The 21,459-nt window shown below is 51.9% G+C and carries 16 protein-coding genes; 13 read left to right on the forward strand and 3 right to left on the reverse strand.

All coding sequences use genetic code 11. The features are described 5' to 3' along the window. The first annotated feature begins 10 nt into the window (after positions 1 to 10). Both KXU80_RS24880 and KXU80_RS24885 read left to right on the forward strand, forming a co-directional pair. Positions 11 to 247, forward strand: coding sequence for a hypothetical protein (locus KXU80_RS24880; protein WP_219835786.1), 237 nt, complete (start codon positions 11 to 13; stop codon positions 245 to 247). Between the two features lie 330 nt (positions 248 to 577). Further along, positions 578 to 1,558, forward strand: a complete 981-nt coding sequence (locus KXU80_RS24885) for a C40 family peptidase (protein WP_219835787.1) — start codon at positions 578 to 580, stop codon at positions 1,556 to 1,558. A gap of 126 nt (positions 1,559 to 1,684) precedes the next feature. Here KXU80_RS24885 and KXU80_RS24890 read toward each other — a convergent pair whose 3' ends face one another. After that, positions 1,685 to 2,797, reverse strand: a complete 1,113-nt coding sequence (locus tag KXU80_RS24890; protein ID WP_219835788.1) for an MGDG synthase family glycosyltransferase — start codon at positions 2,795 to 2,797, stop codon at positions 1,685 to 1,687. A gap of 224 nt (positions 2,798 to 3,021) precedes the next feature. Here KXU80_RS24890 and KXU80_RS24895 point away from each other — a divergent pair, with 224 nt between their 5' ends. The 4 genes from KXU80_RS24895 (at position 3,022) to KXU80_RS24910 (ending at position 6,876) form a co-directional block, all read left to right on the forward strand. After that, positions 3,022 to 3,411, forward strand: a complete 390-nt coding sequence (locus tag KXU80_RS24895) for a kinase-associated lipoprotein KapB (protein ID WP_219835789.1) — start codon at positions 3,022 to 3,024, stop codon at positions 3,409 to 3,411. Between the two features lie 27 nt (positions 3,412 to 3,438). Beyond that, positions 3,439 to 3,981: an orotate phosphoribosyltransferase gene (pyrE, locus tag KXU80_RS24900; protein ID WP_219839235.1), complete on the forward strand. Its 543-nt coding sequence runs from the start codon at positions 3,439 to 3,441 to the stop codon at positions 3,979 to 3,981. 146 nt (positions 3,982 to 4,127) lie between these two features. Beyond that, positions 4,128 to 4,715 (forward strand): TetR/AcrR family transcriptional regulator, encoded by a 588-nt coding sequence (locus KXU80_RS24905; protein WP_258171145.1) that lies wholly within the window; start codon positions 4,128 to 4,130, stop codon positions 4,713 to 4,715. Between the two features lie 142 nt (positions 4,716 to 4,857). Next, positions 4,858 to 6,876 carry a YhgE/Pip domain-containing protein gene (locus tag KXU80_RS24910; RefSeq protein ID WP_219835791.1) on the forward strand — a complete coding sequence of 673 codons (2,019 nt, stop codon included), beginning with the start codon at positions 4,858 to 4,860 and terminating at the stop codon, positions 6,874 to 6,876. Positions 6,877 to 7,173: 297 nt separating this feature from the next. Here the strand turns inward: KXU80_RS24910 and KXU80_RS24915 are convergent, their stop codons facing one another. Further along, positions 7,174 to 8,535 (reverse strand): SGNH/GDSL hydrolase family protein, encoded by a 1,362-nt coding sequence (locus tag KXU80_RS24915; protein ID WP_219835792.1) that lies wholly within the window; start codon positions 8,533 to 8,535, stop codon positions 7,174 to 7,176. 396 nt (positions 8,536 to 8,931) lie between these two features. On the opposite strand from KXU80_RS24915, the gene gltB reads away from it, so the two are divergent. After that, on the forward strand, positions 8,932 to 13,536 hold the full coding sequence (gene gltB, locus KXU80_RS24920) for a glutamate synthase large subunit (RefSeq protein ID WP_219835793.1): 4,605 nt from the start codon (positions 8,932 to 8,934) through the stop codon (positions 13,534 to 13,536). A gap of 585 nt (positions 13,537 to 14,121) precedes the next feature. Here gltB and KXU80_RS24925 read toward each other — a convergent pair. Then, on the reverse strand, positions 14,122 to 15,333 hold the full coding sequence (locus KXU80_RS24925; RefSeq protein ID WP_219835794.1) for a right-handed parallel beta-helix repeat-containing protein: 1,212 nt from the start codon (positions 15,331 to 15,333) through the stop codon (positions 14,122 to 14,124). A gap of 393 nt (positions 15,334 to 15,726) precedes the next feature. Between KXU80_RS24925 and KXU80_RS24930 the strand changes: the two genes are divergently transcribed. From KXU80_RS24930 to KXU80_RS24955, 6 genes are all read left to right on the forward strand, one after another. Next, positions 15,727 to 15,864, forward strand: a complete 138-nt coding sequence (locus KXU80_RS24930) for a hypothetical protein (RefSeq protein WP_219835795.1) — start codon at positions 15,727 to 15,729, stop codon at positions 15,862 to 15,864. Positions 15,865 to 16,230: 366 nt separating this feature from the next. Next, positions 16,231 to 17,040 (forward strand): tyrosine-protein phosphatase, encoded by an 810-nt coding sequence (locus tag KXU80_RS24935; RefSeq protein ID WP_219835796.1) that lies wholly within the window; start codon positions 16,231 to 16,233, stop codon positions 17,038 to 17,040. Between the two features lie 4 nt (positions 17,041 to 17,044). Then, complete coding sequence (locus KXU80_RS24940) at positions 17,045 to 17,803, forward strand: YveK family protein (RefSeq protein WP_219835797.1); 759 nt, start codon at positions 17,045 to 17,047, stop codon at positions 17,801 to 17,803. Beyond that, positions 17,787 to 18,458 (forward strand): CpsD/CapB family tyrosine-protein kinase, encoded by a 672-nt coding sequence (locus KXU80_RS24945; protein WP_219835798.1) that lies wholly within the window; start codon positions 17,787 to 17,789, stop codon positions 18,456 to 18,458. The genes KXU80_RS24940 and KXU80_RS24945 overlap by 17 nt, the downstream gene beginning before the upstream one ends. A 256-nt stretch (positions 18,459 to 18,714) precedes the next feature. After that, the gene (locus KXU80_RS24950) at positions 18,715 to 20,055 is read left to right on the forward strand and encodes a lipopolysaccharide biosynthesis protein (RefSeq protein ID WP_219835799.1); all 1,341 of its coding nucleotides are present in this window, start codon (positions 18,715 to 18,717) and stop codon (positions 20,053 to 20,055) included. Between the two features lie 4 nt (positions 20,056 to 20,059). Continuing rightward, entirely contained in the window at positions 20,060 to 21,427 is a 1,368-nt protein-coding gene (locus KXU80_RS24955) for a phenylacetate--CoA ligase family protein (RefSeq protein ID WP_219835800.1), read from the forward strand. The last annotated feature ends 32 nt before the right edge of the window (positions 21,428 to 21,459 follow it).

The following is a 21,459-nucleotide window of genomic DNA, read 5'->3' on the forward strand; positions in this document are numbered from 1 at the left end:
GGCGATTACTATGCTGGTGCCCGTGGAGTCCAAACAAATTGCATTCTGCTCGTACAATGAGGACGAATTGTCATTGTATCTGTATTACCATACAGGCGATGTAGCAATTTTCTCTTCGATCGGCAAGCAGGAATACCAAACCTTTATCGATTCTCCGAACCGTTACGACACCTTGATGAACCTAATGAAGAAAGGCCACACCGAAGAGCATATGCATGACTGGCTTCCCGAATATGAGAAGAGATAACGCGTGATCGAGGAGCGAATTGGCATTATTTACATGAGTCATCCCCATGCGATTTGCAACTAGTACTTAAGACAGCGCTATAGGTCCTTTAGGATGGTATTCACAAGACAAGCAACTTCAACAGATACGCGCACTTCAGATCAAGACGTCCCTTCGGGTGACGTCTTTTTTACTGGGTACAATTGGCGGCGGTGGTTCTTAATAACTAAGCTTCCATTCGACAAATGAGACATGCGGACGATATATGGCTTGTGAATATACACCGTAAAATGAAATAAGAACCAAGATGCCAACTGATTACCATATCACAAGAAGGAAAGGGAGAACATCATGAAAAAGTGTACAGCATCGTTGTTGGCTCTAATTCTGACAGCTTTGCTCCTGCTGCCGGCGGTAGGATCAGCCTCTGCTGCAACTGCACCGATTGTCGGGGAAATTCAGTCCAGTGTAAGCTTCCGCAGTCTTCCGTCCACATCGTCTACCGTCTACAAGTATTTGAAAAAGGGCGAGCAGGTTATCGTTCTGAATGAAGTAAACGATTACTGGTACAAGGTGCAGGATGTCACAGGTTCCATTGGCTACATCTCCACATCGGACAAGTACGTAGAAATTATCGCGAATGCAACGATTGTCTCCTCGGTATCCTTCCGCAAGGGGCCTTCGACGGATTATGCACGTATCCGTTACATGGTCAAAGGAGAGTCCGTTCTTGTTACTGGCCAGCCGAGCAGCGCATGGTTTGCCGTGACGGATACGAACGGAGTTAAAGGATATGTAAGCTCCAGCGATCAATACATATTGACGAGTGCAGGCGTTACGCAGCCTGGCGGCAATCCGTCCAACGGTTCAGGTCCGGATACTCCGAATCAGGCTGCACTTATTGAAAGCATCATTGCAACCGGCATGAAATATTGGGGAACGCCTTACGAGTACGGCTCTGACCGCGATACGACGACAACCTTCGACTGCTCGGATTTTGTCCGCCAAGCATTTCGTGAAGGCGCTGGCGTGTCGCTTCCGGCCGATTCGCGCAAGCAGGGGGATTATGTGAAGGCTCTCGGCGGCGTGAAGACGGATTGGCATCAGCTGAAACGCGGCGATCTCATGTTCTTCATGGATTATAAAGGGTCGAAGGCATCTTCCTACGACGGCATCAACAAAGCAGCAGAACCGATTACGCATGTTGGCATCTACTTGGGCAACGGCCAAATTCTGCATACCTATTCCATCGAATCCGGCGGCGTGCGTACAAGCGTTATCGCCGGCAGCCACTGGGAGTACCGCTTCTTGTTCGGCGGCAGCGCGCTCTAAGCGAGGCTGACGAAACGAAGCAAATAAATAGGGTAAGACCGGCCGCGTTCAGGCAAGCTGAGCGCAGTCGGTCTTTTTTCCATTGGACGGCAGATTAGAGGGAGCAGCAATTAGAAAAAAAAGCCGTTACTGCATCAGCTGCAGAACGGCGCGCGAGCATTCCATCGGATTGTATTGCTGGTTGCGTTTGATCATGAGATCCATGCGGTACTGAACGGCCCCGGGCTTTTGGATCATGTCGAACCATTTGTCGATGGTTCCGGTAGATTCCAATACTTCTCCAAAGCCGCTGGCAACAAAATATTCACTGTTCACTTCTTCCTGGCCGGGGATGGGCTCGTAGAAGAGCATCGGAATGCCCTTGCTGAGTCCCTCTGTGCAGGTCATGCCGCCAGGCTTCGTAATGAGCAGATCGGACAAATCCATTAATTTGTTGATTTCCTTCGTAAATCCGAGCACCTTGATGTTGGGATGCTGGAAATTCGGGTCAGCGAGCATGCGTTCCCGAACCTTCTCGTTGTTGCCGACGCAATAAATGAGCTGCACGCGGTCGCGCCAGCGCGTCATATAGGAGAGCAGGTCATCGCTGTACATGATCCCCCAGCCGCCGCCCATAATAAGCACGGTTGGCAGCGGCTTGAGATCGAAATGGGCCTGCAGCTCGGATTTGTCGTGGGTCTTCCAGAAGTTCGGATGAACCGGAATGCCCGTTACTTGAATCCGGCTTGAAGAGATGCCGCGTTCCGTTAATTTCTTCTTTACTTCCACGGTGGAGACCAAGTACTTGGTCACTTCCGAACTCGTCCACGTACCGTGCGCATCGTAATCCGTGATGAGCGTGTAGAGCGGTACGCGAAGACCGAGCCGCTTCAGTCGCGAGACGACTGCATTCGGTACGGGATGTGTGCATACGATCAGATCAGGCTTGAGCTGATGGATGACTTGCGACGTATGCGTATAGAAAAGGCGATGAAGCGCCAGCTGTGTGAATCGATTGAGCGATTTCTTATATTGCCTGCGATAAACGATACCGAGAAGCTTCGGCTGCTTCGTGACGGTTTTGCGATAAGCAGACACGATCAGCGGACCGATGACAGGGTTCAGGAAGTTACCCAGCTCGATGACGCGGGTTTGAATCGAAGGATCGAGCGAACGAAGACCGACAGCCAGCGCGTAGGCAGCTTGGGTATGTCCGGAGCCAAAGCCTTCAGAAAGCAGCAATACCCGTTTTTTATGCATATACTCACCTGCTTCTCTTCCGGATAATCAGGTATCCATATTACTCTCTTTACCATATTACGACGAGCGGCAGGAGAAGCACAAGATTGGAATTAAGACTTACGCATGATTGTATGTGTAACTTATGTTAAAATTAGGTGTTTGGTGGCAGGCAGGCGATCTTAAAGGCGTTCCGGCTGCAGCCATACAGGTATACAATTATTCGAAGATGGGAGTGCTTGTGCATGCATAACGATCAAAGGACGATGCCAGACTTAGGCACTATTTCAGCGTTTACTTATAAAACGGGCCAATACGTAGGGGAAGTTGTGGAAAATACAGGCCCACGGGCCGTCATGAAGGTGCTTGCGGTATTGAAGCATCCGGAGCAGGGGGATCTTCATCATCCATACAATCCGGACGTGCCGATGTTTCACGAGCGCAGAGCGCTCAGCTACACCGAGAAGGCCAATGTCCCTCTCGGCGATATCAAAGCTTTCCATGGCGAGGTGCCTGCGTACAAAGCATCGCTTGAGCATGCGCTCGCTAAGGAGATCGATGCATTAGACAAGCTCAAGCGCTGGTCGGAACGCGGGCTTGAACAATTAGAACAGCTCGCCAAGGAGTACAAATAGATGAAAGATCATGCAGAGGACTCGGGAATGACGAAGCAGCTGCTGGCAGGCGAGATTTACAGCACGTCGCATTTGACGGGCCAATTTCAACTTCGTTCAGGACAAGTATCCGATACGTATTTTGACAAGTATTTGTTTGAATCAAAGCCAAGCTTGCTTCGCGCAATCGCGTATGAGCTCTCCACCCACATTCCGATCGGCATCGACGTGCTGGCCGGCCTCGAGATGGGCGGCATACCGATCGCGACGGCGATCTCGCTGCAAACTGGCATTCCGGCTGCGTACGTAAGAAAGCAAGCCAAACCATATGGGACCTGCAAGCAGGCAGAAGGAGCCGAGGTGCGCGGACAGCGGCTGTGCGTCGTCGAGGACGTCGTTAACACAGGCGGCCAAATTCTGCTCAGCGTTCATGCGCTGCGCGAAGCGGGAGCGATCGTCGAAGACGTTGTCTGCGTCATCGAGCGCAATCCGGAGGGCAGACGCAAGCTGGAAGAAGCAGGCTTGAAGCTGTGTGCGCTCTTTACGATGGAAGAGTTAGCGGAAGCGGGAAACACGGTATCGGAGCATTAATGCGAACAAATGAAGCGAGAACCGATTGGCAATGCTGCAGTTGGAATTTCGCTATATGCATCTAGTATGACTAAATGACCGTATTGTATTTATAGTCATGCGATGGTAAGATGGCTCTACCGAATAACGCAAGGAGGCAGCAGGAGTTGGAGCACAAGAAACCGGTGGACCGCAAGGCTCAAATTATTGAAGCAGCGGCAAAGTCATTTGCCATGTTCGGCTATAAAGCGACCACGATGGAACTGGTATCCAAAATGGCTGCAGTCGGCAAAGGGACGATCTATACGTTCTTCGCTACGAAGGAAGAACTTTTCAGCGAGAACATCAGTCAGCTGACGATAGAGCTTCGCGGCTTGGCGGAGCGGTCGATTGACCGGGAGCGCTCGTTCTTCGACAACTTATCGGCCGTGCTTCACGAGCTGCTCTTGTTCCGCGAGAAGCATGAGCTGATCGTGAAGCTGTCCCAAGAGGTGCGCGATATCGGTACGCCGATGGCCAAGGACGGCATTGCGAAGCTGGAGCAGGCGATAACGGCTTTCATTCAGCAGGAAGTGGCGCTTGCCATTGAGAAGGGCGAGCTGCGCAGCGCGGATCCGGCATTGACGGCATACATCATGTTGAAGCTATATGTCGCGCTAAGCGCCGAGTGGAGCAAACATCATGAACCGCTTACGCGCGGGGAAATCGCCGATTATTTCAGTGCGCTGCTGAAGGATGGTATGGCGGCTAGGTAAGGCATGCGGAGGCTGCGTCGATTGGCGGAGCGGATGCGCAGAAAAAAGGCGGCAGAAGCTGCTTCTTTTTTTGACTGGAAATGACCGATTGGTTAATTTGGTCAATTGTTCAAACAAGTAAATCATGGAGGCGGTATGCGCGATGGGATTATCATTATTTGGCAGGGAAATGAAACGGATTGTGCGCCAGCCGAAGCTGCTCATTCCGATCATCGGAATCTTATTTATCCCTATTATGTACAGCGGTATGCTGATAGGTGCATTCTGGGATCCATACGGCAAGCTGGATGAAATGCCGGTAGCTGTTGTTAATGAGGATGCCGGTGCATCCTTCAACGGTCAGCCGCTCGCGGTCGGCAAGGATCTCGTTGCCGAGCTGAAGGCCGACAAACAGTTCAAGTGGGCCTTCGTCGATCAAAAGGAAGCGCAGGCAGGGCTGAAGAACGGTGATTATTATTATGTCATTGAAATCCCGTCCTCATTCTCGAAGCAGGCGACGACGCTGCTTGATAAAGAGCCGCATCCCGCATCGCTTCGGTACGTATCGAACGACAGCGAGAATTATTTGGCCGCGAAGATCGGCCATACGGCCGTCGACCAGCTGCAAACGCAAATTTCGCAGCAGGTGACGAAAGCTTATGCGAAAGCCGTGTTCAGCAGCATCGGGGAAGCGGCTGACGGCATTGCACAAGCGAGCGACGGCGCAAGCAAGCTCAGCGAGGGTGCAGCAAGCGCGGAGCAGGGAGCGGTGCAGCTGCGCGATAATATTGCGAAGCTGGCAAGCGGTTCGCAGCAATTGGCCGGCGGCGTTAAGGCACTTGACAGCGGCGCCGGGAAATTAACAGCGGGCACGGCTGCCGTCAGCGACGGCGCGGCGCAGCTGGCCGCTGGCCTCGCGAAGCTGGAAGCCGCCGGCGGACAGCTCGGCGGCGGCGCTTCCGAAGCCGCGAAGGCCGGCGCGCAGCTGGCCGAGGGGCTTGCATCGGCGAAGCAGGGCAGCGCCGATCTCGCCGGCGCAGCCGCGAAGCTGTCGGCGGCGCTGGACGCATACGCCGCCGCGCAACCGAATGCAGCGCAGGACAGCGCGCTGCAGGGGCTGATCAGCGCAGCCCGCGCGGTATCCGCGGGCGCAGCCGAGCTCTCCGGCGGCAGCGCGAAGCTGGCCGCCGGCGGCACGGAGCTGCAGCAGGGGCAAAGCCGCCTGCAGCAAGGGCTTGACGCGCTGCACGCACAGCTGGCAGCGGCAGCGAAGAGCGGCGCCGACCTGGCCGCCGGCGCCAAGAGCGCCGCGGCGGGCGCCGCGAAGCTGGCGGACGGCGCAGCCGCCGCAGGCCGCGGTGCGGCGCAGCTGGCCGGGGGCTCCGGCCAGCTGGCAAGCGGCTCCGCCGCGCTGGCGAGCGGCACGGCCCAGCTCGCCGGCGGCTCAGCCGAGCTGTCGGGCAAGCTCGGCGACGCCTCCCGCCAAACCGGGGGCGTCGCCGGAACCGACGCCCTCTACGACATGTTCGCGAATCCCGTCCATGTCGAAGAGCAGAAGCTAACTGATGTGCCGAATTACGGCACGGGCTTCACGCCTTACTTCCTGTCGCTCGGCCTGTTCGTTGGGGCACTGCTCTCGACGATGGTCATTCCGATGCGGGAAACCGGCACGAAGCCGGCATCGGCTTGGAGCTGGTTCCTCAGCAAGTCGCTGCTTTTCGTGACCGTCGGCATCGTGCAGGCGCTCATCGCGGATGCGATTCTACTCTACGGTATCGGCCTGCATGTGAACCATCTCGGCGCATTTATCGGGATGTCGGTCCTGGCGAGCATTACCTTCATGATGATCGTGCAGTTCCTCGTGACCTTGCTGGATCAGCCGGGTCGATTCGTAGCCGTTATGCTGCTCATTCTGCAGCTGACCGGCAGCGCCGGCACCTATCCGTCGGAGCTCGTGCCTTCTTGGCTGCGCAGCATTGGCCACTGGCTGCCGATGACGTATTCCATCGCGGCGTTCCGCGAAATCGTAACCGGCAACGAGCTGCTGACAACCGGCAGCAAGGCAGCGGTGCTGGCCGTCTTCGCGCTCGTATTCGCGGCACTGTCGATGCTGGTGTTCGAGCTGCATTACCGCAAAACGAACCACGGCGCTTCATCGGCACCGGCGGAAGCAGCAATCTAATGTAGTGTCTTAATTGCAGTGCTCTTAACGCAGCGCTTCAATTGCAGTGCTCTACGTGCAGCGCACTACATGAATACGAAAGGCCGGATCTTCCGGGCAGCTGAGAGCTGTCCGGGTGATCCGGCCTTTTTTTGACTTCACATAATTAGGAAGTCTTCACGTCTTCACGTCTTCACGTCTTCACGTCTTCACGTCTTCACGTCTTCACGTCTTCACGTCTTCACGTCTTCACGTTTTCATGTTCATATCTTTCCGTTTTTTCGGCGCAACCGCTCACTCGTCTTAATTGCCGGCGCGCTAAGAATTAATAAATACCGTCACTATCGGCTTCCGGTATTCGACTTGAAAGCCGAGTCCCTTGGACAATGCGGCGAGCGGGAGATACGTGACGGAATTACTGCCGACCTGCTGGAGATAGGCCGGTGTCTCAAGCGGCACGGACTGTCCGTTGACTTTCATCGTATTTGCGCCGATTGTAAACGCAACCTGCTTATCGCCGGACTTGATCGTGGCCGTTCTTGTTTTGTTATCCCAAGCCAGCGAGGCATGCAGCGCCGTCGCAATATCGCGCATCGGGAGGAAGGTCGTGTTGTTCTTCAGCACGGGCTTATTGGCGCCTTTCAAGCTGCTTCCGTTGACCACGACACGAAGCGGCGTGCCGATCGCAAGTGCGCCCGGATCGCGATAGCTGCCCCAGATGCCCTTGGCGAAGGCTCTGCCCATGGCGTCATAGCCGTCTTGCTTGGGATGGATGTCGCCTTTGAGAATGTACGTATAGAAAAGTTCCTTGTCCTTGAACGGAGCGGATACGTCCACGGCGCGCACGTCATAGCCTTCCTGCGTTAGCTTGGCTGCGAGCGCTTCATCCTGTCCCTTGAGCTGGGATACGGCGGCGGTGAGCACGTCATATTGCTCCTGCGTGATCGCTTTGTTCAGCGTCGACGGCTTTGGCGCAGGCAGGTATTGATCCGCGAATACGACGGTTGCCTTCGGATTCAGACTCAGAATCGTCCGGAGCGAAGCCTCCAGCTGCGGGTTGTAGTCCGCCAGCATAGCATCGAGCTTCGTCTTCAGCTCATCCGCCGGCAGGTTCTTCGATTTGATCTCCTCGAAGATCGGCGTAAAATCATTGCCGCCGATCGTCAAGGTAACGAGATCGGCAGTCTTCAAGTCCGCAGCCATTTGGGCGGATTTCGCGACTACGCCTGCATTAAAGCGATTAGCGTCATCGGTAAGATCATTCACTTGAATCTCTTCCGCCGTTACGCTCTTGCCTTCTGCCGCCGCCTTAAGAAATCCGCTCAGCCCAGGCGATTTCAAGCCCAGGACACCGTAATTCTTGAGATCGGCGCGTCCGTGATAGAGCGCCTGTTCGTACACGCGGTCCACATAGCCGTAAGGAACGGAAGTAACACCCATCCCGTATTCGTAACCGACGGTCAGCGAATCGCCGACCGCAACAATATGAAGTGGATCGCTTCCTTTTGCCGCGGGAGCTTGTGGTGCAGCTGTTGCTGCGTACGAGGCAACGGCTTTGACATAGCCTCCTGCCGAAGTGCCGAAGGCATTAGCGCTTCCTGCGCTAATCGTGAAGATCATGAGTGCGGCAGCGGTCAGAGCGGCTGCTTGTTTAGGTGATTTCCTGAATTTACTAGTCAACAATTCCACATCCTTTTGAATAATTATGCGTCTGAATAAATATACACCCATTTTGTCGTGATTACGGGGCCGCGTTGCTCCGTTAAAGAACTCTTATCACTTTCATAAAAATATTAAATTGATATCGTTATGTGGTGATGTTAAAATAATATAATAACGAAAATCGAGCATGTGCTGTTTTACCGAAAGGATGCTGACGAATACGGCATGCTGCAGAGCCGCCGTCAGTGTCTTTTTTTCAAAACAACATGTAAGCCGTCGCGAGTATTTTCACAAGCTCATTGCCTCCTGCTTCTATATTAAGCGATGCAGCTCAGGAAATGAAGCCGGATTCGATGCATAAGAATCCATTCCTTCCGTTTATTCAAAAATTCCTCATAGAAAGGTTGCATCCAAGTGAAAGAGAAGCTTTTAGGGTTGCCGCCGAAGCAAGGTCTGTATGACCCGCAATACGAGAAAGATGCTTGCGGAATGGGCTTTGTGGCTAACATCAAGGGATTGAAATCGCACACGATTATTCAGCAGGCCCTGACGGTGCTCGAGAACATGGAGCATCGCGGCGGTCAAGGCAGTGAACCGAACACGGGTGACGGAGCAGGTATTCTGCTTCAGATTCCGCATGCGTTCTTCGCTCGCGAACTGAAGAGCAGCGGCGTTGAACTGCCGGCCAGCGGAGATTATGCCGTAGGCATGCTCTTCCTGTCGCAGGACGAGAGCGTGCGCAGCAAGCATGAGCGTGAATTGGAAGCCATCATTCGCGAAGAAGGCCAGACGCTCCTCGGCTGGCGTACCGTTCCGACGAATGACGAGAAGCTCGGCTTCTCCGCGAAATCGGTTAAACCGTTTGTTCGTCAAGTGTTTATCGGCAGAAATGACGCGCTTAAGGATGAGCTTGCTTTTGAACGCAAGATCTACGTCATCCGCAAACGCGCTGAGCTGGCGATCCGTTACTCCGGTATGGAAGGCGCGGACAGCTTCTATTTCTCCAGCTTTTCGAGCAAAAAAATCGTGTACAAAGGCATGCTGACGACAGAGCAGGTTCGTTCTTTCTATGTAGAGTTGAACGACGAAGCAATGGAAACGGCAATTGCCCTTGTCCACTCCCGTTTCTCCACGAATACGTTCCCGAGCTGGGAACGCGCGCATCCTTACCGTTACCTGATTCACAACGGCGAGATCAATACGCTTCGCGGCAACGTCAACTGGATGCACGCCCGTCAAACGATGGTAGCTACGGAATTGTTCGGATCGGATTTGGACAAAATCAAACCAATTATTAACCCGGACGGCTCCGATACGGCGATGTTTGATAACACACTCGAGTTCCTGTATCTCTCCGGACGCTCCTTGCCGCACGCGGCAATGATGATGGTTCCTGAGCCGTGGTCCAACCACGAGGGCATGAGCGATGAGAAGAAAGCTTTCTATGAGTATCACAGCTGTTTGATGGAGCCGTGGGACGGTCCTGCCGCAATGGCATTTACCGACGGTACACAAATCGGCGCCATCCTTGACCGGAACGGTCTTCGTCCTGCACGTTATTATGTAACGAAGGATGATGTCATCATTCTCGGCTCCGAGGCTGGTACAGTGCCGGTACCTCCGGAGAACATTCTATATAAAGACCGTCTTCGTCCGGGCCGCATGCTGCTCGTTGACACCAAGTCGGGCCGTATCGTTTCCGACGAAGAAGTGAAAGCCCAAATCGCTGCTGAGCATCCTTACCGCGACTGGCTCGATGAGCATCTCGTCGGCTTGGATGATCTGCCGGATGCGCCTGAGCTTCCGGAGCCGGATCACGATACGGTCGAGCAGCGCCAGCAGGCGTTCGGCTACACGTTCGAGGATCTGCGCAAGGTGCTTGAGCCGATGGCGGGCACAGGCGTTGAGCCGATGGCTTCCATGGGCTATGACGCGCCGCTGGCGATTCTGTCGGAACGCCCGCAGCGTCTGTTCAACTACTTTAAGCAGCTGTTCGCGCAGGTTACCAACCCGCCGATCGATGCGATCCGTGAAGAAATTATTACGGCTACAGGCACGACGCTCGGTCCTGAGCGCAACCTGCTGAATCCGGAGCCTGAGAGCTGCCGCCATATCCGCCTGGCATCGCCGGTGCTGTCGAATGAAGAGTTCGCGAAGCTGCGTCATGTACGCCGTCCGGGCTTCAAGTCGATCACGTTGCCGACTTTGTTCAAAGCGGCTGACGGCGAAGCCGGCTTGCGCTTTGCGATCAAGCAAATGTGCGAAGCGGCTGACCGCGTCATGCGCAAAGGCCATAACGTTCTCATCTTGTCCGACCGCGGCGTCGACCGCGAGAACGCGGCGATTCCATCGCTGCTGGCTGTATCCGCCCTGCATCACCATCTTATTCGCGAAGGCACCCGCACGAAGGTCAGCATTCTGCTGGAATCCGGCGAGCCGCGCGAAGTGCACCATTTTGCCCTGCTGCTCGGCTACGGCGTGAGTGCAGTCAACCCGTACCTGGCATTTGAGACGCTCGACGACATGATCCGTCAAGGCATGCTCAAAGGCATTACGCATGACAAAGCGGTGAAGAACTTCATTAAAGCAGCGACTAAGGGCGTCGTGAAGATTCTGTCCAAAATGGGTATCTCGACGATTCAATCCTACCGCGGCGCGCAAATTTTCGAAGCGGTCGGCTTGAACAGCGAATTGGTCGACGAGTACTTCACATGGACGGAGACCCGTATCGGCGGTATCGGTCTTGACACCATTACCGAAGAAACGCTGAAGCATCATAACCGTGCTTTCGCCGACCAGGAAGGCCGCGTGAAGGAATTGGAATCCGGCGGCGAATACCAATGGCGCAAAGACGGCGAAGAGCATTTGTTCAGCCCGCAGACGATCCACACGCTGCAGATGGCGTCGCGCAATAACGACTACAAGCTGTACAAGAAATTCTCGGAGCTTGTTCAAGGCGAAGACAAGAAGTATATGACGCTCCGTTCGTTGCTGGAGTTCAACTATAATGCGGAGCCTGTGCCTCTCGATGAAGTCGAATCGGTGGAATCCATCGTGAAACGCTTCAAGACAGGCGCAATGTCCTACGGCTCCATCAGTAAAGAAGCGCATGAATCGCTGGCGATTGCGATGAACCGCATCGGCGGACGTTCGAATACCGGCGAAGGCGGCGAAGATCCGGCGCGTTTCATCCCGGATGCTAATGGAGATTCTCGCCGCAGCGCGATCAAACAGGTTGCCTCGGGCCGTTTCGGCGTAACGAGCAACTACCTGGTGAACGCCGACGAAATTCAAATCAAGATGGCGCAGGGCGCGAAGCCGGGCGAAGGCGGACAGCTGCCTGGACGTAAGGTTTACCCTTGGGTTGCCGAGGTTCGCGGCTCTACGCCAGGCGTAGGTCTTATCTCGCCTCCGCCGCATCACGATATTTATTCCATCGAGGATTTGGCTGAGCTGATTCACGATCTCAAGAATGCTAACCCTCGTGCGCGCATCAACGTGAAGCTCGTATCCGAAGTGGGTGTTGGCACCATCGCCGCAGGCGTAGCCAAAGGCCGCGCGGATGTCATCCTCGTCAGCGGTTACGACGGCGGTACGGGTGCATCTCCGCTGGCATCGATCCGCCATGCGGGTATGCCATGGGAGATCGGCCTTGCCGAAACGCACCAAACGCTGATGCTGAACAACCTTCGCGACCGCGTCGTCGTGGAAACGGACGGCAAAATCATGAACGGCCGCGACCTTGCGATCGCAGCGCTGCTCGGCGCCGAAGAATATGGCTTCTCGACAGCTCCGCTTATCGTGCTTGGCTGTATCATGATGCGCGTCTGCCACCTGGATACATGCCCGGTCGGCGTAGCTACGCAGAACCCGGATCTACGCAAGAAGTTCATGGGCGACCCGGGTCATATGGTAAACTACATGCTGTTCGTGGCGCAGGAGCTTCGCGAAATCATGGCTGAGCTTGGCTTCCGTACGATCAATGAAATGGTTGGCCGCGTAGACCGCCTGCAAACCAAGGATCTGATCGACCACTACAAGCTCAAAGGCATCGATCTTCGTCCGCTGCTGCATCAAATGGAGGTTCCGCAGGATGCGGCTCGCATTAATACGCAGCAGCAGGATCACAAGCTGCATGAATCGCTGGATATGCAGCAATTGCTGCCGCTTGCGCTTCCGGCGATCGAAACCGGCGAGCAAGTCCGCGCAACGCTGCCGATTACGAACATCAACCGCGTAGTCGGTACTATCGTGGGCAGCGAGGTTACGCGTAAGTACGGCGCCAAGGGGCTGCCAGAAGACACAATTTCGTTCCACTTCGTCGGCTCGGCTGGCCAAAGCTTCGGCGCTTTCGTTCCGAAGGGCATAACGCTTTCCTTGGAGGGTGACTCCAATGACTACGTCGGTAAAGGTCTCTCCGGCGGTAAAATCATTGTAGCTCCGTCTCCGAAGGCGACCTTCAAAGCGGAAGAGAACGTCATTATCGGCAACACGGCCTTCTACGGCGGCACGAACGGCGAAGCGTATATCCGCGGAATCGCGGGCGAGCGTTTCGCGGTGCGTAACTCCGGCGTTAAAGTCGTCGTCGAAGGAACAGGCGACCACGGCTGCGAGTACATGACCGGCGGGCGCGTCGTCATCCTCGGCCCAACAGGACGCAACTTCGCAGCAGGTATGTCCGGCGGCGTGGCGTACGTCCTGGATGAAGCAGGCGATTTCTACAAGCACTGCAACATCGAGATGGTGCTCCTAGAGCGCGTCGAAGACGAGCGAGATTCCGAAGAGCTGCAGGCGATGATTCAGCGCCACGTTGCCTATACGGGCAGTGCGGTCGGCGACCGTCTCCTGTCGGATTGGGAAGCGTCCAAGGCGAAGTTCGTTAAGATCATTCCGAAGGACTACAAGCGGATGCTGCAGCAAATCGAGAAGATGGAGCAGACCGGCTTGGTCGGCGACGATGCGCTTCTCGCGGCATTCGAAGCCAACATGAAAGAATTGGCCCGCGTAGGCGGGAATTAATCCCTCATGTTAGACAGTGAAAAAAGAGTTTATATTATGGTGAATTCACCACTGTTGACCGGAGGAAGAGGCAAGCCATTTAAACTTGTCATATCCCTGACAATAGAAAGTCAATAAAGTTTAAATTAAGCGGCGATCGCTTCTCTGAATTCAATTGGAGAACGGTCGCCTGATTTTTTTGGAATGGCTTATGGTGCTAGTTTGCGTTTCCGCTGACTTTCCTTCCACAGTTTTCATACGGCGGATGCACGAACCGAAAAGCGTATTCGGACTATGAAGAACAACAGGGGGATTCCGAGAATTCCTGCTTCGCGGCTTGTCCAATAGTGAGCCTAGAGGCCGGGGCGCTATCGTTTACCTTGATCTGTTGATGAGCAGCATTAGATCGAAACGGCAAATAGCGCTACAGGGATAAAACCCTGTGGCGCTATTTTTAGTCATATTTGAGGTACTGACAAGGTTCTTTTTATTTACCTTCTTCGATTGAGACACCACATTGTTTTGTTCAAACTTTGGTACGGGGTTTCTTGCCGGGGTTCAAATATGTCTAAGGAGCCTACTCCTGCTATTATTTTGTTGCTATTATTACCATTCGTCTCCGAACTCAAAAGCTCCAAGATCAGGTGCATAACCGACATAAGGCAGACCGGTCAAACGGCCGGCATCAATGCTTGGGCTGTCTTCTTTGAGATATAGAAAATTTGACGAATTGGCGTCCGTGCTTTGAAACAACGGATCAATTTTTAAGTTCCATGAGTTGTTCATTTGCGTCACATTGGCACCGATAAGAATTCTGCCTTTTGAAGAAATAGCATTCACGATCATATCCGAGCCTCTAAAATCATAGTTGTACGCATAGGACAATCCCCCTCTGTTATTATTATAGGCCGTTGTGTTATACAGCTTGTTCGGTAGGACAGCGCCATTGTATGTAAAACCGCTTGCATAGTTTCCAAAAGCTATAGATTCTCTAACTTGGTTATTGCCGCTCTTATAAGGATTACTGCTGTCGTATTCGCCACCTAGTTTAAAACCGTTTCCATTTCCATAGATAAAATGTTTGCCATGTTCATCGAAGCCGTTGTTGAATGCGAGGGATTTATTGATGTTCGAAGAACTCCCTTCCCATGTATCCCAGCCATCATCGGAGTTGTTCCAGGCACTACAGCGATTGAATGTATTGTTGTAGGCACCATTCTTAATAGCGAAGCCATCAGCATTTGTGCCGCCAGTTTCCTCATCGTAATTTAGATAAGAATTTACCCGATCAATATAATTGTCGTGCGCACTGTTTTCCAAATGCAAACCGGTGCCGTGATTGCGATATGTGGAAAGGGACTCGATCCGGTTATGATGAGCGTAATTCTGGATGCTAATACCAATGCCTCGTGCTTCCGTCACGTTAATTTTGGAAATAATCCAATAGGAGACGTTGTCCATACGGATAACTTTATCAGAATCCAGCAGAAGCTTGGTTCCCTTCACCATGACGTTCTCATTACCATAGGGCTTTAATGTAATGGGCATTGTGCTCGTTCCACTGGATGTAGGGTTGATCGCCCTAATGGGATAGTAGGTACCGCCTCGTACATAAATCGTGTCTCCTGCTCTAGCGACAGAGACTGATTTATTAATGGTTTTGAAAGGCGCGGAAAGTGAAGTTCCTCTGTTCAAATCGTTACCATCTACAGAAACGTAATAGATAGTTCCTGCTGCAAATACCTTGTTCATTGGATAATTAAGCCACGAACCAAAGCAAACGACCAGCACCAATAGAATTGCTAATTTGCGTTTCATTCCATACCTCCAGTACGCGTGATTAATAATGGGTGAAATAACCACTAATGAATGATCCTACCATTCTACTCTACTTATCAGAAATAGACATTGCAAGGGTAAATAGTAATGTATTATTTAAATGAATAGTTTAAAAACCTGTTTATTAACCTCTGTCAAACTCGTAACGATCACATCGATTATCCGTATAAGTTCTTGTTATCCTTATGTTTGATTTACAACTTTGACCTCGATGCAAATGACTAAATAATGGATGATATCCGACAAGAAACGACATTATTTAATCAAAAATGTGGGTTCTGACGCACACCAAACGACACCTTCCTCTTGAGTTCTTAGGTATAATAACACTGAAATTTGTTTACGAGGTCATGAAGGAACGGGAGAGCGGTCATGAAAAATAGAGACGATATGATGATGGATAGCAAGCAGGCACCGACGCAAATTGAAATTAAGGTTCTTCTCGAACAACTAGGCATACCTCTCGAGAAGTGGCAGCAGTTTCTAACTGCAGAACGCAAATATACATAACGGACGGACAGAGCATTTAAGTTTCAATTTTGTGAGGATGTAGTGGTCACAAGGCGACACGCATCGGCAAACGGTCGGGATGGTTGGCTTTTTTATTGGCCGTGAAAAATGAATAAACCTAAAAGAAATCTTTGGAGAGAGAAGAACTGCTCTTTTGCTTCAAAGATTTCTTTGCGTCCGGATGTTACTATTTGTATCGTAATTGGGTGAAAAACAAAAAATACACTTGACAATGTTACACTTTGTATCTTAAATTAAGAATGTAATTCGATACAAGTTGTATCTGCGACGAGGCTGGAAATAGGCTTTTAATTGCATCGTGCAGATCTACAGAGGATTTATATTTTAAAAGGACGGGAAATTTGAATGGAGACTGCTACTGAAGCATGTTTGGCTAAGGGAATTATCGATACGCATTGTCATATATTGCCCGGTCTTGATGACGGAGCGGGCTCGGTTGAAGAAGCCTTACACATGGGGAGGATTGCATTAGATCAAGGCATAAAAACCGTATTTGTCACTCCGCACCACGGAAAAAAGCACTATTATAATCCACCGCCGTTAATTGCCTTGAAAATCAAGGAACTTCAAGGGCGATTAATTGAAGCAAACATTCCGCTAACCTTGCTTCCAGGGCAGGAATTTCATCTGAATCGAGATTACCGAACAGAACTTCTGGAACAAAATTACCAAACGCTTGGAAACAGCAGCTATTTGTTGATCGAACTTCCGGATGACCATATCCCCCAATATTTTGATGATTTTCTGGAAGAGCTGCGAGTTAGAAACGTCATACCGGTGTTAGCACACCCCGAACGTAATCATAGCTTCATAAAAAAACCGTCACTGCTTGCTGAATGGGGGCGCAAAGGAGTCTTTGCTCAGGTGACGTCTCAATCGATCGTTGGTCTTTTTGGTCTCAAAGTGCAGCGGATTGCAATTCAAATGTGCAGTAACGGCTGGGTCCAATTGCTTGCATCTGATGCCCATAACACTCGAACAAGGCAGTTTTGGCTGAAGGATGCATACGAGCGGCTTGTCTCGGAAAAATGCGAGATGGCCGCCGCTATTTTTCAAGACAACGCTGAACTATTGCTTCGGGGAGAACGCCTCATTGCGCAGCCGGTGGAGGGACGCAGCAATTTCAGAAAGCTTTGGAAATGGGGAGGAGCATAAAGGTATGGAACTGGACTTCAAGGGATTGTTATTAATATTGCGGAAGCGGTTATGGACAATTGCAATCATCACCATCGTGGCTGGCGTTGTAACAGGGGTTTATTCTTATCAGTATATCGATACCAAATATGAAGCATCGACGAAAATAATGGTCAATAAAACAAAGCTCGTAAACGGAGAAGAGGATTTGAATCTTAACGACCTGAATGCTCAAATCCGGCTTATCGCAACCTATAAAGAGATTGTCCGGACAAGATGGATCATGGACGATGTCGTAAAGGAACATCCGGAGTTGCATTTAACCGCCAACCAGCTGGCTTCTAAGATCAAAGTGAGCTCCGTGAACGATACGCAGGTCATGACGTTTTCCGCCACAGATACCAGCTATCAGCGTGCTTCGTCGATTATTGACGCAGTAACCTCCGAGTTCGTTAAGAAGATTCCCGTCTTAATGAAAGTCGACAACGTAACGGTACTGAACTGGGCAAGCGCGGAAGACGCATCCAGCCCCATCTCGCCAAAGCCCGTGCTCAATATTATGATCGCCCTCATCCTGGCGTTCTTGCTCAGCGCGGCCGCCACCTTGATCGTGAACAATTTTGACGATTCGCTTAAATCAGAAGAAATGATTAACGATTATCTCGATCTTCCCGTTTTGGCCGCGATCGTCGACATGGACAAATCCTATTTCCGTAATTCCAAAGCGAGCCAAACCCAGAATAGCGAGAAGGCAGGTGAGTCCGCTTATGTTGCGACTAATTAATAGAAAGGCTCTCATTACGGATACGAATCCCAAATTGCATGTGTCTGAGTCGTTTCGGGCATTGCGCACGCAGCTGCAGTTCTTGGACATAGAAGAACCGTTGCAAGTCATATCCGCCGTTTCGAGCATGCCGGGCGAAGGGAAAACGACGATGCTCGTCAACCTAGGAATTGCTTTCGCGCAAGCAGGAAGGCGTGTCGTCATCCTGGATGGTGATATGCGGCGCCCGGCCATTCACCAAATCTTTAATATGGACAATAGGGCGGGATTATCGTCGTACTTAAGACATTCGCTAGAGCTTGAAGATATCGTGATAGATACGCATATTGAGAATTTGCGTGTTATCCCGTCGGGACAAATTCCTCATAATCCGTCGGAATTACTCTCTTCAAAACGTATGCTGCAGTTGATTGCCGCTTTGCGGGAGCAGACGGACATCCTGTTAATCGATTCACCTCCCGTTCTGGCAGTCGCAGATTCCAAAATCGTCGCGGCGCGTTGCGACGGCGTCATTCTTGTCGTGCATGCTAAACGGTCCAAGCGCGAATATGTCAAAAAAGCAAAAGACCAGTTGGATAGCGTGAAAGCGAACGTGCTCGGCGTTGTAATAAACGGCATGAAAGCGTCGAGTTTCAAAGGTATGGATTACTATTAAGTTTCGTCATCAAACTGCTGAAGCGGCAGCCGATGTGCAAAGGTGATACCTACTTACCTTTATCAATGTAGGTACTCGGCTATGCTGTGGGCGGAATTCCGCCTTAGACGTTGATCGTCAAGGGTGTAGCGTGAGGGAGGGTTGAATGCCCCCTATTTTTTACTCATGAATTGCCCACCATTAAAAGTTTAAGGCATGCAGTTAAACGTTAACTGTATTCCTTAAACTTTTATTTCGAAATGGAGTGTATCCAGTCATGCGCACAGCCCGATCGGTTACGATGTCTGTTCGGCGGTCATCGAGAGTCAATACCTTCGGCAAGCAGCTAACAGTGCTTATAACCGGCTCGGTGGCCTCGCAAATCATTTTGTTTTTATCGGCGCCAGTCATCGCGCGAATGTTCTCGCCGACTGATTACGGCGTATTTACGTTCTATAGTTCGATGATCAGCATTCTCTCTATGATTACCGGGGGGAAATACGAAATTGCGATCGTTCTGCCGGATAGCGACGAAGAGGCAGCTAACGTCATGGGTTTGTCCATGCTTTCCGTTCTTGCCGTAACGGGATTCGCTGCCGTGCTTTTTGCATTCTTTGGAGAATGGTTCATGGGGATGTTCGGGGCAGATTCGGATCCGCTATGGCTGATTTGGATTCCGATCGGGATGCTGGCCGTCGGCTGGTACCAAAGCTGCAATTATTGGAGCACGCGGAAGAAAACATTCAAAAGGCAATCCATCTCCCAAATTCTCCGCTCCACGACGGTAAGCGGCATACAATTGTCGACTGGCTTTTCCGGAATACACGCGGTCGGGTTAATTCTCGGCCAGCTAGGGGGACAAGTCATCGCGACTTCGGCGCTTATGTACCAGACATGGAAGGAAGACGGCAAAATGATTTTGTCGCAGCTTCGATGGGCCAAAATCAAAGCCGCCTCCATCCGGTACAAGCAATTCCCGCTATTCAACATGCCGCAGACGTTTTTGAACGCGCTCAGCAACCAGATGGCGCCATTTCTATTGGCCATGTATTACGGCTCGGCCGTCGTCGGGTTCTACGGAGTTTCGCTCCGTCTGCTCCAACAACCGATCACGATTATCAGTCAATCGGTCCGTCAAGTGTATCTCAAGCGTGCATCGGAGGTTCATAACAAGGGTCAACGATTATTTCCCGTGTTTATGAAAACGACTGCCGCCCTTTTCGCAATAGGCATCGTGCCCACCCTCATCATCATGATCTGGGGGCCGGAATTATTTAAGCTGCTCCTCGGCGAAAAATGGGGGTTGGCCGGCGAATATGCGCGCTGGATGGTTTTATGGCTGTTCTTCGCTTATCTGAATCCGCCCGCGTCGGTTACAGCGCAAGTGTTGGAACGGCAGAAATCGATGCTTGTTTTTGAAGTGTTTCTCTTCTCTGCCAGATGGCTCTCGCTTTGGTTAGGCTATGAATTAGGAGACAACATGACCAGCATCATTTGTTTCAGCTTGACAGGGGCCTTGTTCCAATTGATCTACATCGCCGGAATCGGCGCTATGTGTTTCCGTTCGAGAATGCCGCAGGTAGAGATAGCAGATCAATACCCGGAGAGTAGGAGCTGAGTCCATGCTTACATTGGAATTAAAACGGAAAATGCTGAACCTGAAGCATCGCCACCATCGTCAAATCGCGGATAAACTCGAATATCTGCGAGCGATGCAATGGGCAGACCCTGAGAGGTTCTGGAAGGAACGCGACGGAAGACTTGCCCATTTGCTGCAGTTTGCGCAGCGCAACGTGCCCTATTACAGCGATATGCGCCAAATGAATGACATCGTCGTAGCGAATGGACGCATCGACTACGAACGTTTCGCCCAGATTCCGTTGATGGATAAGTCGATTCTCCAGCAGCAATATAAACAGCTGTTATCGGATGATTTGGATACGCGCGACTGGACGGTAAACACCTCGGGCGGTTCAACGGGAGTACCTGCACGTTTCGCGCAGGATCAAATCTATAAAGACTGGTCGCAGGGGAATAAAATGTTGTTCGACGAATGGAGCGGAAGGGCCGTCGGCGATAAGCAAATTCGTCTATGGGGGTCCGTCAGGGACTTGCTCGTCGGCAAAGAAACATGGCGAACGTACACGGGCAGATGGTTGCGCGGGGAAGTCTGGCTGAATGCCTATGAAATGTCAGAAAAACTAATGTCCGACTATGTCCAGATCATAAACCGCTTCAAGCCCAAGCAAATCTTGAGTTACGTCGAAAGCATATATGAGTTGGCCCGCTTCATTCAGAAGAAAGGATTAAAAGTCCACGCTCCCGGCGGCATTATGACAACAGCGGGGGTATTGCGCGCCGAAATGCGAGAAACGATCGAATCTACCTTCCGTACGAAAGTATTCAATCGGTATGGTTCGAGAGAGGTCGGCGACATGGCGTGCGAGTGCGATCGCCATGAAGGACTTCACGTTTCCGAATTAATGCATTACGTGGAGCTCGTCGACGACGAAGGCAAGCCGGTTGCGCCAGGCGAAGCGGGGCACATCGTCGTAACCTCCCTTTCCAACTACGCGATGCCGCTCATTCGATACCGGATCGGCGACATGGCGGTTTGGTCGGAGCAGCCTTGCTCTTGCGGAAGACCGCACCGGTTGCTGAAGGAAATTTTCGGCCGCGAGAGCGATTCCTTCATCACTTCCAACGGGACGCGGATTCATGGTTCCCTTTTCACGCAGCTGCTCTTTTCGCTTGACTGGGTCGAACGCTACCAGGTCGTTCAGGAGGACGTCGATCGGATCGTGATCACGATCGTAAGCGAGGGCGGAGAGCGGGATCTCGCGGCAAACAGGAAGATGCTTGATCAAGTCGTAAACGACATTCGCAAATCAATGGGCGAGGAGTGTGACGTGGACTTCAAAACCGTCGCGCACATCGATACGTCCGCTTCCGGCAAATATCGGTACACGATTTCGAAGGTGGCGTTATAGTATCCAAGCCAGTAGAGCTGAATCGGGGGTGC

Origin of the sequence: Paenibacillus sp. R14(2021) (genome assembly GCF_019431355.1) — a bacterium.
Lineage (GTDB): Bacteria > Bacillota > Bacilli > Paenibacillales > Paenibacillaceae > Paenibacillus_Z.